Origin of the sequence: Chryseobacterium sp. CH21 (assembly GCF_004119445.1) — a bacterium.
Classification (GTDB): domain Bacteria; phylum Bacteroidota; class Bacteroidia; order Flavobacteriales; family Weeksellaceae; genus Chryseobacterium.
Genome location: NZ_QICI01000092.1, coordinates 1 through 16,691 on the forward strand (window position 1 = coordinate 1; position 16,691 = coordinate 16,691).

17 protein-coding genes are annotated in these 16,691 nt (G+C 32.8%); 4 read left to right on the forward strand and 13 right to left on the reverse strand.

Annotated features, from left to right (window positions below; all coding sequences use genetic code 11):
- Positions 1-146: 146 nt before the first annotated feature.
- The 4 genes from BOQ62_RS19080 (at position 147) to BOQ62_RS19095 (ending at position 4,501) form a co-directional block, all read left to right on the forward strand.
- Entirely contained in the window at positions 147-1,472 is a 1,326-nt protein-coding gene (locus BOQ62_RS19080; protein WP_129041994.1) for a S41 family peptidase, read from the forward strand.
- 131 nt (positions 1,473-1,603) lie between these two features.
- The gene (locus tag BOQ62_RS19085; RefSeq protein WP_129041995.1) at positions 1,604-3,148 is read left to right on the forward strand and encodes a bifunctional response regulator/alkaline phosphatase family protein; all 1,545 of its coding nucleotides are present in this window, start codon (positions 1,604-1,606) and stop codon (positions 3,146-3,148) included.
- A gap of 121 nt (positions 3,149-3,269) precedes the next feature.
- The gene (locus BOQ62_RS19090) at positions 3,270-3,647 is read left to right on the forward strand and encodes an MliC family protein (protein ID WP_129041996.1); all 378 of its coding nucleotides are present in this window, start codon (positions 3,270-3,272) and stop codon (positions 3,645-3,647) included.
- Between the two features lie 89 nt (positions 3,648-3,736).
- A complete protein-coding gene (locus BOQ62_RS19095; protein WP_129041997.1) occupies positions 3,737-4,501 on the forward strand; it encodes an exodeoxyribonuclease III in 765 nt (254 codons plus the stop codon).
- A 69-nt stretch (positions 4,502-4,570) separates the two neighbouring features.
- On the opposite strand, the gene BOQ62_RS19100 is transcribed toward BOQ62_RS19095, so the two are convergent.
- The 13 genes from BOQ62_RS19100 to BOQ62_RS19160 form a co-directional block, all read right to left on the reverse strand.
- The gene (locus BOQ62_RS19100) at positions 4,571-4,942 is read right to left on the reverse strand and encodes a septal ring lytic transglycosylase RlpA family protein (RefSeq protein ID WP_103293848.1); all 372 of its coding nucleotides are present in this window, start codon (positions 4,940-4,942) and stop codon (positions 4,571-4,573) included.
- A 567-nt stretch (positions 4,943-5,509) separates the two neighbouring features.
- The gene (locus BOQ62_RS19105) at positions 5,510-6,223 is read right to left on the reverse strand and encodes a hypothetical protein (RefSeq protein ID WP_129041998.1); all 714 of its coding nucleotides are present in this window, start codon (positions 6,221-6,223) and stop codon (positions 5,510-5,512) included.
- 15 nt (positions 6,224-6,238) lie between these two features.
- Positions 6,239-6,793: a hypothetical protein gene (locus BOQ62_RS19110; RefSeq protein ID WP_129041999.1), complete on the reverse strand. Its 555-nt coding sequence runs from the start codon at positions 6,791-6,793 to the stop codon at positions 6,239-6,241.
- 436 nt (positions 6,794-7,229) lie between these two features.
- Positions 7,230-8,531, reverse strand: a complete 1,302-nt coding sequence (gene rimO / locus BOQ62_RS19115) for a 30S ribosomal protein S12 methylthiotransferase RimO (protein WP_129042000.1) — start codon at positions 8,529-8,531, stop codon at positions 7,230-7,232.
- Between the two features lie 96 nt (positions 8,532-8,627).
- The gene (gene rfbC, locus BOQ62_RS19120) at positions 8,628-9,173 is read right to left on the reverse strand and encodes a dTDP-4-dehydrorhamnose 3,5-epimerase (protein ID WP_129042001.1); all 546 of its coding nucleotides are present in this window, start codon (positions 9,171-9,173) and stop codon (positions 8,628-8,630) included.
- A gap of 14 nt (positions 9,174-9,187) precedes the next feature.
- Positions 9,188-9,757, reverse strand: a complete 570-nt coding sequence (locus BOQ62_RS19125; RefSeq protein ID WP_129042002.1) for a sugar transferase — start codon at positions 9,755-9,757, stop codon at positions 9,188-9,190.
- 14 nt (positions 9,758-9,771) lie between these two features.
- Positions 9,772-10,908 carry an aminotransferase class I/II-fold pyridoxal phosphate-dependent enzyme gene (locus BOQ62_RS19130; RefSeq protein ID WP_129042003.1) on the reverse strand — a complete coding sequence of 379 codons (1,137 nt, stop codon included), beginning with the start codon at positions 10,906-10,908 and terminating at the stop codon, positions 9,772-9,774.
- A 1-nt stretch (position 10,909) separates the two neighbouring features.
- Positions 10,910-11,551: an acetyltransferase gene (locus BOQ62_RS19135; RefSeq protein WP_129042004.1), complete on the reverse strand. Its 642-nt coding sequence runs from the start codon at positions 11,549-11,551 to the stop codon at positions 10,910-10,912.
- A 77-nt stretch (positions 11,552-11,628) separates the two neighbouring features.
- Entirely contained in the window at positions 11,629-12,303 is a 675-nt protein-coding gene (locus tag BOQ62_RS19140; RefSeq protein WP_129042005.1) for a PIG-L deacetylase family protein, read from the reverse strand.
- Positions 12,296-13,258, reverse strand: a complete 963-nt coding sequence (locus BOQ62_RS19145) for a methionyl-tRNA formyltransferase (protein WP_129042006.1) — start codon at positions 13,256-13,258, stop codon at positions 12,296-12,298. The genes BOQ62_RS19140 and BOQ62_RS19145 overlap by 8 nt, the downstream gene beginning before the upstream one ends.
- On the reverse strand, positions 13,251-13,838 hold the full coding sequence (locus BOQ62_RS19150) for a sugar transferase (RefSeq protein ID WP_228414346.1): 588 nt from the start codon (positions 13,836-13,838) through the stop codon (positions 13,251-13,253). Before BOQ62_RS19150 ends, BOQ62_RS19145 begins: the two co-directional genes overlap by 8 nt.
- Before the next feature lie 147 nt (positions 13,839-13,985).
- A complete protein-coding gene (locus tag BOQ62_RS19155) occupies positions 13,986-15,479 on the reverse strand; it encodes a hypothetical protein (RefSeq protein WP_129042007.1) in 1,494 nt (497 codons plus the stop codon).
- Between the two features lie 3 nt (positions 15,480-15,482).
- Positions 15,483-16,688: a glycosyltransferase family 4 protein gene (locus BOQ62_RS19160; protein ID WP_129042008.1), complete on the reverse strand. Its 1,206-nt coding sequence runs from the start codon at positions 16,686-16,688 to the stop codon at positions 15,483-15,485.
- Positions 16,689-16,691: the final 3 nt, after the last annotated feature.

Genomic DNA, 16,691 nt, shown 5'->3' on the forward strand with positions numbered 1-16,691 from the left:
ACCTTTGGCGCTTAATGATTCACCCTGTTTCTTGTGGATTAATTAATACTATAAAGTTAATTTACGTAATTCAAAAAACTTTATAATACAAACTAAAGGAATGCTCAGTAAAGGATAATAAAGTGTATTTTATTAAAAACTTTGACGTGAGTTGGATTGACAATGCTCAAATTTTCTCGAATGAAGTATCTCAAAAACTCCACTACATTGAAAATAACCGAAATCTTGAGGACAATCATTATTTAGGAAAAGGAGGAAGAAAAATATATTTCAGAAATGAAAAATCTTATGGTTCAAAATTCACTTCCAAAACAATCAGCTTACTAGAGCTATTCAGATACTGGAATTATGTGGAATATTTCTTTCCTTATAAATATGAAACTGATCAAAACTGGAATACTGTTCTTACAGAAATGATCCCAACATTTCTTTTGGTTGATAATGATGAAAATTATCATTTAGCATTAGCAGAACTGGTCACTAAAACAGATGATTCGCATGCTTATCTTTCTTCAAAAGAAATTCAACTTAATCTATATGGTAAACGAAAAGTCCCTGTAGAATATTCCTACGTTGAAGGGAAGTTAGTGATTACAAAAATAAAAGACACCCGCTCCAAAAACAATAGTCCTTTACATATAGGAGATGCCATTTATGATATTGAAGGAAAAACAATTCCTCAGATGATTAATATCTTAGGAAAATATGTGCCCGCATCCAACTCTTGGGGCAAAGTCAATAAAATAAAAGATAAGCTTCTCTTTAGCAATAATGATTCTATTTCTTTAAAAATTGAAAGGAATGGACAAAATCTGGAAATCAAAACCCAAACGTATCTGATCAAAGATATTATTCATGAAAAAATCATGACTCCCAAAAAGTGGAAATTTGTTGATGATGAAAAGAAAATCGGCTATGTCAACATGGGAATTATAGAAAAAAAAGATCTGGATGAAATGTATGGAGATTTAAAATCTGCAAAATCTATTATTTTTGATCTTAGAAATTATCCGAAACAAACAATCATTCCTTTAAGCTATCTTCTGCTTCCGGAACCTAAGACCTATTATCAGTTTACTTTTCCGGATACCAGCTATCCCGGTAAGTTTTACACCAGAAAAAATGTTATCGGCAGAAAGAATCCCGAATACTATAAAGGAAATGTAGTCGTTCTAGTAGATGAGAACACCCAAAGCCAGGCAGAAACAACAACAATGATGTTCAAACAGCATCCGAAAGTGAAAATTATCGGAAGCAATACTTCAGGAGCTAACGGTGATGTTGTTATCTTTAAAATTGCTGATCTTGACACCCGGTTTACCGGCCTTGGAGCCTATTATCCTGACGGCAGGGAAACTCAGAGAATAGGTATTATTCCGGACATCCTTATTAAACCCAGCATAGAAGGGATTAAAAACGGGAAAGATGAAATTCTGGAAAAAGCTTTGGAATATATAAAAACCATTGATTAAGGGCACAAAAATGCGAAATATCAAACGATATTTTCATTTAACTAATATTTAACTTTTAATCTTTCTATTTTGTGAGATTTTAAAAGGATTTGGTCAACATTTTGATACAATAACCATGTAAAAAATAAATTATGTCAGAAAAGATATTATGGATAGATGATGAAATAGATTTACTTAAACCTCATATCGTATTTTTAGAAAAAAAGGGTTACCAGGTAACTCCTGTTAATAATGTGAACGAGGCTTTGGAACTTATGGATTCAGAGAAATTTGCTTTAACATTAATAGACGAAAATATGCCTGGTATTTCCGGTTTGGAAGCCATCCCAATGATTAAGGAAAAAGATAATGCCTTAAAAATTGTAATGGTTACCAAAAGCGAAGAGGAGCATATTATGGAAGAAGCCATTGGATCCCAGATCGCCGACTATATATTAAAGCCTGTAAATCCTAATCAGATATTACTTTCCCTCAAGAAAAATCTTCAACAGGATAATCTGGTGGAGCAAAAAACAATTTTACAGTACCAGCAGGAGTTCAGAAACCTTTCTATGGAGCTTTCTTACCTGAGAACATATCAGGAATGGGCAGAATATTATAAAAAGATTCTCAGCTGGGAAATCAAATTTGACAAGGTAGCAGATAATGAATTTGCAGATTTACTGCAGTCACAGAAAGAAGAAGCCAATATTCAGTTTGCTAAGTTCATTGAGAAAAATTATGCAGACTGGCTTATTGACTCAGACAAACCTTTAATGAGCCACACGCTTTTCAAAGAAAAAGTAAAGCCTGAAGTGGAAAAAGAGAAAGTTCTTTTATTAATGGTAGACAATCTTCGTTACGACCAGTGGAAAGTGATTGAACCTTTATTCACAAAATATTATAATAAAGTCTCGGAAGATTACTACTACAGCATCCTTCCTACTGCTACACAATACGCGAGAAACTCTTTCTTTGCAGGACTAATGCCTTCTGAGATTGAGAAACGTTTCCCGGACAAATGGTTTAATGATAATGAAGAAGGAAATAAAAATGAATTTGAGCGTGATTTTCTGGAAGATCAGATGAAAAGAATTGGTCTCGGATCAAAATCTATGAAGTACCTTAAAGTATTGAACGCAGATTTTGAAAGAAAGATCTATGATGATTTTAACCAGCATAAAAATAACGATCTGCTGGTAATTGTATACAACTTTATTGACATCCTTTCCCATGCGAAGACAGATAACCATATCGTAGATCAGTTGATCCGCGATGATAAAACTTTCCGTTCTCTTACCTATAACTGGTTTGAAAACTCTTCTTTACTGAAGATCATTAAAACAGCTGCAGAAAACGGTTATAAACTGGTTATCACTACAGACCACGGAACAGTATATGTGAAAAAACCTAGCAAAGTAGTTGGTGATAGAGAAACGTCTACCAACATCCGATATAAAACTGGTAAGAGTCTAACGTATGATGACAGTGATGTATGGGCGATTACGAATCCAGAAAAACTTTTCCTTCCAAAAGGAAACTTAAGTTCGAAATATATTTTTGCTAAAAATAATATATTCCTGGCCTACCCTAAGAATTACAATCATTTTGTTAATTATTATAAAGAGACTTACCAACATGGAGGAATTTCACTTGAAGAGTGTATTATTCCTATCAGCATTTTAGAACCCAAATAGTTTTTTTCATAGTTTATTTAATTTTGGGTTAAAATCGGAAAAAATCGAATGATTTTTTCCGATTTTTTCTTTAAGGCATTCATTTTGCTTACAAAAAGGCACACATTAATAATATACATTTATGAAAAAACACATTTTTATTGCTGCTGCATCTGCCGCATTATTTTTAACTTCATGTAATAAAGAAAAGAAAGCAACAGATTCAACTTCTGCTACAGCAGACAGTATTGCATCAAAACCATCTGATTCAGCAGCCATTGCTGGAACTCAGGATGAAATTGTAAAAAGTACTTCAACAGACAAAAGTGGAAAGACATTGGAAATGACTTTCAACAATACTAAAAATACAGCTACAGTAGTATTTAACAAAGAAACCATTGAATTGCAAGGACAAAAACCTGCATCAGGGATTTGGTATAAGAATGATCATTATGAATTGAGAGGAAAAGGTGAGGAAATAGAACTGACAAAAGATGGTAAAACCGTTTTTAAAAAATAAAATCTCTTCCTAAAAATATAAAAAGTCGGCTTTGAAATTCAAAACCGGCTTTTTTATTTCCCTACATTTGAAAAAAATTATTCTTGTTTATGAAATTAATCACTTATAATGTCAACGGAATCAGAGCTGCTTTTACGAAAGATTTTTTAGGCTGGCTGAAGGCTGCTGACCCGGATATCATCTGTATTCAGGAAAGTAAAGCCGGAAACGACCAGATAGACATCGAAAGTCTTGAAAAATTAGGTTATCACAGTTATTGGCACTCAGCCGTTAAAAAAGGCTACAGCGGGGTCGGAATTGCCTCAAAAATAAAACCCAATTATGTAGAGTACGGTTGTGGGATCGAAAGCTATGATAATGAGGGAAGAATCATCCGTGCAGATTTTGACGGGTTTTCAGCTATTTCCGTATACGTTCCTTCAGCTTCTAATATTGAAAGACTGGATTTTAAAATGCAGTTCTGCCATGACTTTCTGGAGTATATCAAAAACTTAAAGAAAGAAATTCCCAATCTGATTATATCCGGCGACTTTAATATTTGCCATGAAGCCATCGATATTCACAATCCGGAGGGCTTAAAGAATGTTTCAGGATTTCTCCCTATGGAAAGAGAATGGATGACCAATTTTATGAATGAATGTGAGCTAATAGACAGCTTCAGGTTTTTCAATAGCGATCCTGACAATTATACCTGGTGGAGCTACAGACAAAATTCCAGAGCGAGAAACAAGGGATGGAGGCTGGATTATAACTTCACTTCTTACAGTTTAAAGGATAAGCTCTCAAGGGCTGCTATTTTAAAGGAAGCTGTGCATTCTGACCATTGCCCTGCTTTATTGGAATTGAATGTATAATCAACAAGATATTGATCCATACAAAAAGCCAGCTGAGTCAGCTGGCTTTTTTTAATTTAAATCATAAAATTAATCGACAATTTCATATTCGACCGGAATTGTACCATGATTGATATCTCCGATCTCATCGAACGCAGCTTTAGACATGTCTAAAGATCTTGATGAATGGAAAGGCCCTCTGTCATTAATCCTCACTATTACCTCTTTACCATTCTTAAGGTTCGTAACCTTAACGTTTGTTCCAAATGGAAGCGTTCTGTTTGCTGCAGTAAACTTTGAGTTATCAAAGATTTCTCCGCTAGCGGTTTTTCTACCGTTAAATTTATCGTGGTAGTACGATGCATAACTTGTTTTTTTCGCATCTAAGGCATTACTCGTAAAAGAATAAACACCCAGGGTTGAAATCATCATTATGATTACGAGAATGAATCTTTTCATCATGTTGAACTTTTATTGGTTTTGACGGAGCAAATGTATCAGGAATCTTTATAAAACCCTATTCAATATGTTAAAAACGGTTAATAAAACATTAATGAAATGTTAATTAATTCTGTAACCCCCTATGGATAGGGCTTTTAAATCACACTGTTAAAAAATGTTAAAAAAATACTTAAAAAGTTAACATAATTAACTAACTCGTGCATAATTTAAATTTAAAAAATTTAAAAACAACTGATAATCAATAATTTACAAAATTCATAAAGTTAAAATAAAAACCACAAAATTTATTTTCAATATTTAAAGTCTTAAAAACCGCATATTGGATAAACTTTCTTACAGAAGAAGTTTCGTCTCATAAAGTAAGATTTACAAACTGGTTTTTAACACCTTTTATTTTGTTAAAATTTAGATACTGATTTATCTATTGACCTCATACTAGATTTTAATGGCTCAAAAATGAATTAATGATGATGTATTATCCAAAAAATTAAATGAACACAAGTCTTTTTAAAAAGTAAAAACCAATGATTTCTCATTGGTTTTTATTATGTAACTAAATAAATTTCTTTATTTTAAGTATTCTAAAACATAGTCATATGTTCCGTTCGGATATACTACAGACATACTAGGAGATCCTGTAACAGCAGCTCCTGTAGATGTATCATATGAATATAATCCTCTAGAATATACTGTATTAGTACCCGCTTTATAAATAGTAATTCCGTACATAGCAGTAATTCCAGCAGGAGCAGGAATTGTTACTGCAGTAGTAGTACCATTTGCAGCAAAGGTTCCTTTTATACCATAAATTTGTGCGTTATTTACTTGTCTGTTTGTAACAGTTTCAGTAGTAAGAATATTTTCTTTACCTGACCCACCTAATGGCAACCATTGTCCTGAAGCAGAAGAAAATGCTGGTGTTGGAGTAGGATTGCTGAAATAGTAAAAACCTATCCCTACAGTTTGACCACCAATACCAGAACCTGTAGCAGGTGTAGTACCAGCAGTAGAGTTATATACAATCATCCCATCATAGGCTGTAGGGAAGTTAAGTGCACTAGTTACTGGCGTAACAAAAGTAAATGTAGTTAAGTTTGTTCTTGGAAAAGCTAATCCTTTCCCATTACTAGTTGATGTTGTAAATCCATTTGCAGAAGCATCTAGAAATACAGACTGTGTAGCGACTGTAGCACTTACAGTACCATTTGATCTTAGTTGAGCAAAGAAAGTGCTTGATGTTGCAACAATGGCAAACAAAGCTGATGTTAAATATACTTTCATAATTGTGTTTTTGTATTAGAATGAGTTATAGCTGTACCAGTTTGTACCATCACAAATGTAAGATAGTGCTCCACCAGATTGAAGAGGTGTCGTTGAAGCAGTAGAATGAACTCCTGATACGCTAAAGAAATTACCACCAGTAGCATCTATAAATGTAATAGTTTTACCATTAGTTTTCGTTAATGTAGCTAAATTAAATGTAACATTTGATGTCACTACAATTGCGTTATTCAAATCCGCATCTGAAATAGTAGCTGCTGTTTGTGCTCTTAATGTCATTCCTGCTGGAGCAACAGCTCCACCACCTACAGCGATCCACGTATTAGTAGTTTGGCCATCATAATAATAAAAGCCTACAGCTGTTACATTTGCAGTTTTAGTTGTAGCAGTTCCGTCAATTGTAGTAACGAAAGCAAGCGCACCGTTTTGAGCAGCAGTATAAGCAGCATCTTTTGCATACAACTGAGCTCTTGTCATACGAGGGACTAGTAAGGCATCAGGTCTAGTGTTATCTGTAGTAGTAGCTACTACATCTAGAGTTGCGGCAGGCGTGGTCGTGTTAATCCCCACTCGCCCTTGCTGAGCCTTAGAAAAAGCCGAAAGGCCAACAAGCATAATTGCTGTTAATAAAATTTTTTTCATAAGTTTTTAAAGATTTTTAATTACATTTTTTTTCATCAATATTTTCAAAAAGGAAATGCATCCCAACTTGTGAATATTATCTTGAAACTAAACAGTCAAATAAGTATTTAACTGAACTTTAGCGTCACTTTAAGACTAACTCATTGAAAGCATATTATTAAAAATATTACTTATTGCGCAAATTTAAGATATAATTTTGAATTTATATAAATAAAAAAGAAAATTAAAAAATCTTAAATTTATAAAATTATAAACATTTGACTATCAATTAAATAAAAACAAGCAACAGAGAAAATTCTATGTTAAAATTTATTAATATATTAATTTCACAAACTTTATTTTTCACTGATTAATAAGTATTTAGCTACACCAATTCTCCGTATAAGTCAAACTCTTCTGCCGAAGTAATTCTGACCTCTGCAAATTCACCTATAGAAATATAAGTATCTTCAGCAGAAACCAGCACGGTATTGTCCACATCAGGTGAGTCATACTCTGTTCTTCCGATAAAATAATTCCCTTCTTTACGGTCAAAAACACATTTGAATATTTTCCCTACTTTTTCCTGGTTCTTTTCCCATGAAATCTGAGACTGTAGTTCCATAATTTCTTCTACCCTCGCCTCTTTTACTTCTTGTGGAATATCATCTTCCAATACATACGCTGTAGTATTCTCTTCATGAGAATAAGTAAAGCAGCCTAATCTGTCAAATTTCTGTTCTCTTACCCAGTCTTTAAGTTCCTGGAATCTTTCTTCTGTTTCTCCGGGATATCCAACGATAAGTGTTGTTCTGATAGCCATATCTGGAACTTTTTCTCTGAATTTTCCTAAAAGAGCATCAGTTTTCTCATGGGTAGTTCCTCTCTTCATAGATTTCAACAAATCTGAATTGATGTGCTGAAGCGGAATATCTATATAGTTACAAACTTTAGGTTCTTCGCGGATAATATCCAGAACATCTTCCGGGAAGCCGCTCGGGAAAGCATAATGAAGACGAATCCACTCTACACCTTCTACTTTTACCAGTTCTTTTAAAAGATCACCCAATGCTCTTTTTTTATAAAGATCAAGACCATAATAGGTAAGGTCCTGTGCAATAAGAATTAATTCTTTTGTTCCTTTTTTCGCAAGCTTCTGAGCTTCTGAAACCAGTTTTTCGATAGGCGTTGAAATGTGCCCTCCTCTCATCAATGGGATCGCACAGAAAGAACATGGTCTGTCACAGCCTTCTGAAATTTTAAGGTATGCATAATGCTTTGGAGTAGTTGTTAGTCTTTCGCCTACCAATTCATGTTTATAATCTGCTCCAAGGTGTTTTAGCAGCACCGGAAGATCTCTTGTTCCGAAATACTGATCCACATCCGGAATTTCTTTTATCAAATCCGGCTTATATCTCTCTGATAAACATCCTGTAACGAATACTTTTTCAACCTCCCCTCTATTTTTAGCTTCTACATAATCCAGAATTGTATTGATGGATTCTTCTTTAGCATTATCAATAAATCCGCAGGTATTGATTACTACAATGTCACCACGGTCTTCGTGAACCACTTCTTTGCCATTGGCCTTCAGCTGGCTCATTAATACTTCAGAATCATATACATTCTTGGAACACCCAAGAGTGACTACATTGATTTTCTTCTTCCCTACAGATTTTGTACGCATCGTTTTGATTTTGAGTCTGCAAAGATACAAAATATTGAAGAGTTAGGAATTAAAAAATAAAAACCACTTTAGAAAAGTGGTTTTCAGGGATATACTTTAAAAGTTTTTTTCTTTAAATCCAGGTGCGTTCTGGTCTTTTTCAGAAAGTACAGCATCTTTTTCATCAATTTTCCAGTCAATATCTAGATCAGGATCATTATACTTTACGCTTCCTTCTGATTCTTTATTATAAAAATTATCACATTTATAGGAAAATACAGCATGAGTACTCAACACAGAAAATCCGTGTCCAAACCCCCTTGGTACATAGAGCTGGAGTTTATTTTCAGCGGTAAGCTCTATTCCAAACCATTTTCCGAATGTAGGAGAATCTTCTCTAAGATCTACGGCTACATCCCATACACTGCCTTCAAGACATGATACTAATTTTGCCTGCGCATGCACCCCTTTCTGCAAATGCAGCCCTCTTAATACTCCGTAAGAAGATTTGGAAATATTATCCTGTACAAAGTGCCCGTTCATTCCTGTAAGTTCTTCGAATCTTTTTTCGTTGTACTTTTCAAAGAAATAGCCTCTGTCATCTTCAAATACAGTAGGTTCTATAATATAACAATCTTTAAGCGGGGTTTCTTTAATTTTCATAGTAGTAACAAATTCTATTTCAATACGGTTTTTAATGTTTTAAACAAAATCATGATATCATTTTTGAAAGACATGGTTTCAAAATATTCAAGATTCATTTTTACTTTATTGGGGAATAATATCTCATCATTATAAGCTAGAGGGTTCTTCTGGATTTTCAGAAGGTTTTCTTCATCTCTGTATTTTATACTCGCTTCACAGGTTAACCCGGGTTTTAGTTCCAGAACTTTTCTGTCATCTCCTATAAGTTTATCATAATATCCTTCGATATCAGGTCTTGGACCTACAAAACTCATATCCCCTTTCAAAATATTAAACAATTGCGGAAGTTCATCAAACTTAAATTTCCTTAGAGTTTGTCCTGTTCCTGAACATGTTTTTTTGTGTTCATGAATTGTTTTAAATTTAAAAATGGTAAAAGGTTTTCCGTATTGCCCTATCCTGGTCTGAAAAAAAATACCATTAGAAGATGTGTCCAAGCTTGCAATCACAAATAAAATGATCAGTATTGGCATAAGCAGTAAAGTAAATATTACAGCTAAAATAAAATCAAAAATTATTTTCCAATATTTATACTGATTCATTCAATTCAATACTATTAAATTCCAAAGTAGGTATAAATTACTTTTTTTATTCTTTCTCTGTCATCATCTGACAAATTAGAGCCTGACGGAAGACATAACCCGTTATCAAACAGCTTTTCGGAGATATTCCCTCCATAGTAAGGAGCAGATTCAAAAACTGGCTGCAAATGCATTGGCTTCCAAAGAGGCCTTGATTCAATATTATCTTCTAAAAACGTAAGTCTTAAATCTTCTCTGTTTTTTCCTGTAACTTCCGGATCAACAATGATTGCGGACAACCAATGATTTGAATAAAAATCACTATTTGGTTCTGTGAATACGGTTACACCATCAATATTTTTGAAGATATCAACATAAAAATCATGCATTGCTCTTCGGGCATCAACTCTGTCTTTAAGAACTTCCATCTGTCCTCTTCCAATTCCTGCTACAATATTACTCATTCTGTAATTGAAACCAATATGTGAGTGCTGATAGTGAGGTGCATTGTCTCTTGCCTGAGTAGATAAGAAAACTGCTTTGTCTTTATCTTCCTGAGTATGGCAAACCAAAGCTCCACCACCTGAAGTTGTAATAATTTTGTTTCCATTAAAGCTTAAGATTCCAAAACGTCCGAATGTTCCACATGCTTGTCCTTTGTAAGTAGAGCCAAGAGCTTCTGCAGCATCTTCTATTACTGGAATTTGAAATTCCTCAGCAATAGCTGTAATTTCATCCATCTTTGCAGGCATACCGTATAGGTGAACCACTATAATTGCTTTGGGCTTTTTCCCTTTTTGAATTCTGTCTTCGATGGCTTCTCTTAAAGCTTTTGGGCACATGTTCCAAGTATCTGGTTCACTGTCTATAAAAACAGGAATTGCCCCACAATAAGCAATAGGATTGGCTGAAGCTGAGAAAGTCATAGACTGGCAGATGACCTCATCATTATGCTGTACTCCACATTCTATAAGAGAAAGATGTAGTGCCGCAGTCCCCGCTGAAAGAGCTGCTACTTTTGCATTTTCCCCTAAAAACTGTTCAAGATCATTTTCAAAACCGTTAACGTTAGGTCCTAATGGAGCTACCCAGTTTTCTTCAAATGCTTCGTGGATATATTTTAATTCATTGCCTCCCATATGTGGTGAGGACAACCAGATTTTAGTATTCATATTATTCGTGAAATTTTATAGGTTTAGCTGGAATTCCCACTGCTGTGCAGTTTGCAGGAAGGCTTTTATAAACTACTGCACCTGCTCCAACAATAGTATTTTCACCAATCTCAAGAAGGTTTATAATTTTTGCACCTGTGCCTACATACACAGCTTCATTTATTACTACTTCTCCTGAAATATTAACTGTCGGCATGAATGAGCAATAATCTTTTATTATTGTATCATGTCCTACGGTACAAGAAAGATTAAGAATAACGAAATTCTCAATTTCTACATTTACAGTAATAATTACGCCTGCACAAATAATATTTCCAATTCCAATTTTGGTATGATCTTGCCCAATAATTACCGATGGGTGTATTAAAGTCGGAAATTCAATATTAGGATTATTGATTCCCTGTATAATTTTTTTCTTTGTTTTAGGATCTCCTATTGCGACTGCAATACATAAAGGATGCTCTACTTCATTTATTTTTTCAATTTTCCCTAAATATGGGACTCCATTAATATCATGATCATAATGTTTATCATCATAAAAACCCTGAATCTCAAATTGTTGATCTTTTTGGTTGATATGATCGATCAGCATTTTTACCTCACGTCCAAATCCTCCTGCTCCAATAATTGCTATTTTTTTCATTTTTAAATATTTCTTTAAGAAAATTTTTCTAAAACTTACTTATCTTCATTTGGAATAATTATATATCATTGGTATTATTATAAAACCAACTGTCTCTCAACAACGAATGCTTCTGCCCTCTCTACTCCTACAGTAGCACCTCTATACATAGCTAATGCTTCAAAAGCTTCTAATGATCGTGAATGAGGAAATTTTTTTATTTGTGAGTCGAAGAATTTCATTGCTTCAGCTTTTTTTGAAAATACATCTGTAACATCTACAAAGTGATTGGGTACAAATGCTTTCTCTTGCATTGGTGTCCACTCTGTTTCAGATAATGTTTCGTAACAATATATATTTAAAATCTTATTTTCTCCTTGTGGTCTTGCTGCTACTAAAGAAGCACGATAAACAGCTTTATGGTCCTGATGAATATCTCCAGGGTGAGGAAGATACAAATGAGTGGGGTTTATTTTCTGGAATATTTTAGAAATTTCCAAAGAAATTTTAAATTCAGGGAAGGCATTAAGAGCTGGGGCAGGAAATTCTAAAAAAAGTGTTTCTTTTACTCCCAAAAACTGATGTGCTGCAATAGCTTCAGAACGGGTGTTTTTAACCTGATCTGCTGAATAAAGTTCGGGTGCTCCTGCGGAGGCATTTGTTGCGATTACTATAGTTACCTCATCTCCAGCTTTTATATGTCTGGCAATTGTTGCTCCACATCCAATGATTTCATCGTCAGCATGTGGTGCCACTACTACTACTCTATTCATTTATTTTTTTTAAAATGTTTTTTATTTTATATATTTCATCTTCTATATTGTAACCCAATTTATCTCCAACATTAATTAAAATACTAAGATCTTCTTTGAACTGATATTCTTCTATCCACAACAATCCTTCACTTGTTTGAATCAGAAGTTCTTGTTTTTCATTTTTCAATAAAACTCTTCCTATTACTCCTTTGAACTTAATATGTTTTTCCGGTCGGCAAGACCAGATAATAAGTTTTTCATCCTTGCAATAAGTATAAGCTCCTGGATGTGGTTTGGAGGCTGCTTTAATCAATCTGTTTATAAATTCAGCATTATCATTCCAGTTGATTAGTCCATCTTCTTCTTTTCTTACTCCATAATGAGATGCTAAGTGCTCACATTGAGGAATAGGATTCCATAAACCTTTCTTCAATTCAGGAAGCCATTGATCCAATGCCAGTTCAATATTTTCCAAAATCTTGGATTCAACACTTTCTGCATTATCATCTTCTTGAACTTTGAAGATAGATTGCACAAACACCGGTCCGTCATCAGCTCCTTTTCCCATTAGAAAAAAAGTAGCCGAACCATAAGACTGTTCCAATGTTATCCATGCCAAAGGAGCTCTTCCCCTTCCTATCGGAAGCATTGTAGGATGAAAACCAATACAACCTAATGTAGAAACAGAAAACCAATCATCCTGCAATAACTGAGAAAACCCAACAGCAAAAATTATGTCGGCTTTTTTCTCAGCAGCCCATTTAAGATTTTCTTCATCATTAATTCTGGTAAAACTTTTGTAATTTATACCAAGATCCGAAGATAATGAAGCCAAGTCTGCCCATCCGGAAATCTTGTTTTTATCCTTAGGTTCATGCCCAAGAACTCCAACTACTTCCAAACCATTTCCAATTAATTTTTGAATAATCTTAGCTGTAGAATTCACAGCTCCTATCACTAATATTTTATACATTTGGGCGTTTTATATATTTATCTTCACCGTTAAACAATATCAGAAATGTTTTAAATATGATTTTAATATCTAATAAAAAACTTTGATTTTCTACATATTCTCTATCATACTTCCATCTTTCTTCCCAGGATAAATGAATATTCCCATTAATTTGTGCCAATCCAGTAAGACCGGGAACCACCTGAATTCTTTTTTTCCCATCTTCATTGAATTCTGTAAGCTGTCTAGGCAAGCATGGACGTGGGCCAACTAAGGACATATCACCATTAAATACATTAATAATCTGTGGAAGTTCATCTATTTTAAAACGTCTTAAATAATAGCCTATTCTGGTTACCTCTGCATCTCCTTTTAGTATTTCTCTATCTGCAACCCTCTCCTTATCATACATTGTTCTTATCTTATATATTTTAAATACTTTACCCTGATAACCTAATCTTTCCTGAAAGAAAAAGAACTTTCCAGGGCTGTCTATTCTAACCAAAATATATACAATCAGAAATATGGGAAATAAAAATATAATGATTGAAAGTGCTATAAAAACATCCAATAACCTTTTGATAAATGCTTTATACATCATTATTATAATTTACATATGTTTAAAAATATAAATGGAAGTAATTTCATTTTAACTCTCATAGTTGTATTTCAATATTAAAAATAATTTGTTCACATAGATTGATTACAAAAAGTTCTATCAAATCTATTTATAAAATGTCCCAAAGCTTTATTCTCTGGACATATTTTTTATGTTTCCGGTAAACTTATTAAGTTTTGTATTTACTGTTTTTTCTCTTATATATAACCCGGTATTATAATTAAGAATATTATTATCTTCAATATTCACATTTCCCTTCATTCCCAAGTTTACAATAATTCCAAAACCTTTAAATTCTTTATTACCTGTAATAATCTCATTATTTTTAACAAAAAAACTATTATAATTAATCATATTGTCTTTAGAGTTTAAAGAGATACCAGTATTAAAGGCATTAATCTTGTTGCCCATTATATATATTGGTTTATTAATCTGTTTATTCTTTAACATAAACCAAATTCCCATTGAGGATCCGGTTCCTTTAAAAACATTTTGAATTACAGAAACATCGTCAAAATATCCTAAAATAAAAATGTTATTATAAGAATTATTTATTTTATTATTTTTAATGGAAATGTTTTCCGTTTTTGTTTTTTCAAACTGGTTCTGAAGCATGATTGCAGAATTGAGTCCTGATAAAGTTGTAATACTGTTATTATCAATACTAATATTTCTAAAATAGGAACTATTACCCGTAGTAGAACTCGTTATACATGATGTATCATCTGGATTTTTTATAGAAATATTATTGTCTGTAATACCTATATTTTCCGAACTTCCATTAAATCTTACAGCACCCCACATAATGTTATTAAAGGTATTTCCTTTTATCAATAAATTATCACAATCATCGTAGAAGTCAATGGCGTACAGACGATGCTGTCCTGAATTATTTCTTCCTGCATTATTTATATAATTATCTACAATAATTACTTTCCCTCCGTTCTTTCCTAATCCATATCCGGAAATAGCAGCTATACCGAAATCCGGATTTTCATATATTTCATTATCAAATCTGTTTTTGCTGACGGATATTACTGCATTTTGAGATGAACCAAAAACTACATGTTCCAGCAAATATTTTTGATTTTGTTTTTTTGAACTGAAAAAATTATTATTTATAGACACATTCCCATAGCTTTCTGTAATTTGTATGGACCGGGTATATAAATTCAAAAATTTAGAATTTTTAACTTCAATATTTTCGCATCCCTTAAAGCCCAATCCTCCATTAAAGATATTGGGATAATCTTCTTTAATATATGTCTGAATCTTCGAACGAAACATCTCTACACTAAAGCCGTCGATTTTAATATTCTTAGAATTCAAAAAGTTTATAAAAAACCCAGAAAATCTTTTGTTGGAATATAAATTCGAATTTTTAAAAGATAATTCAAGATTATTTATATTCTTTACAGTTATCTCTTTTTCGATTTCTATATTATAACCGTCAACAACTCCAACCGCATTCTTGCTTGATACTTCCTTAAAAAATTTAATCAGGGAAATAGTATGATCCTTTTGCGATTTTGAAGCATACGCCGAATAATAAATTACCGGCTTTTGTGCTAATAAAAAATTACATAAAAAAATGCATATTAAAATAAATCTCCCTTTATTCATAAGTTAAGCTTCTATTATTTTGAAATAAGATTGTTCAACTTGAAATTCTTTTTTCAAGAAATTCAAACTATTTTGTCTCAACACTTCAAATTTAGCGCCATCCATCTTTTTCAAGGTATCAATAGCATTAATCATTGATTTTATATCATCTGAATGAACAGCCATACCACAATTATTTTTTACAATATCAGTTCCTATATCTGTATTGGAATCTGTAGCAGCTAGTACGGGCATTTTAAATTCCAAATAAGAAAGCAATCTTGACGGATAATTTGGAATCAAAAAATCCTTATGTAGAAAGATAAGTCCTATATCACAGGACTGAACCAAAAGGTCGTAATCCGATTTAGGAATTGCCGGAAATAGCAATGCGTTTTCAGGTTTAAAACTATCAAACCAATTTTTCAGTTTATCATATTCTGTTCCTGAGCCGACTATAACAAAAAATACATCTTTATCTCCAGACTTCGCCTGTAAAGTTTCTATAAGGAAATCTATTCCTTGAGGTCTGCCTAAATTTCCACCATATATAAATACTTTTCTGTTATAAGGTATTTGATATTTTTCCCGGATCTTTTTCTTATTTTCTTCCGAAACATCTGTAACCAATTGAAGATCTATAGAATTCGGATTAATCTCTACTTTATCCTTAGATATATAAGAATTATGATTAAGAACAAATTTTACATTTGCCTCAGACATGCATCCAATTTTATCAGATATATTGTACAGTTCCTTTTCCTTATTTCTAAAATATTTATATAAAACTCCTTTTTTTGATAACATTTGCATGTCTACTGCATTCTGCGGAAATATATCTTTCAGAAGCAAGTACGATTTGGCGTTATCTCTTTGTTTTATGTATTTAATAACTCCTGTAAATGTAATAGGTGGTGTAGAGTAGATTACAAGGTCAAACTTCACTTTTGAAAAATATTTTTTTATTGCATTTAAAAATAATTTTTCAATTGTTAAAGTTGAAATTCCTTTCTCAATAAAGTTTGTTTTTTGGATATTGAGTGTTTTTACATTCAGAAAAGTGGCATTTCCTTCTTTTTTTTCAGTTGTTTTTTGACCTTCACGTCTTTCTATCGGACTTACAATATAGACGTTATGATTATGACTTGAAAACTCACGCATCAAATCATGGTAAATACCTCGCTCTTTCAAAGTACTTATCTTAGCCAGGGTAAGAAACAATATATTCATTTT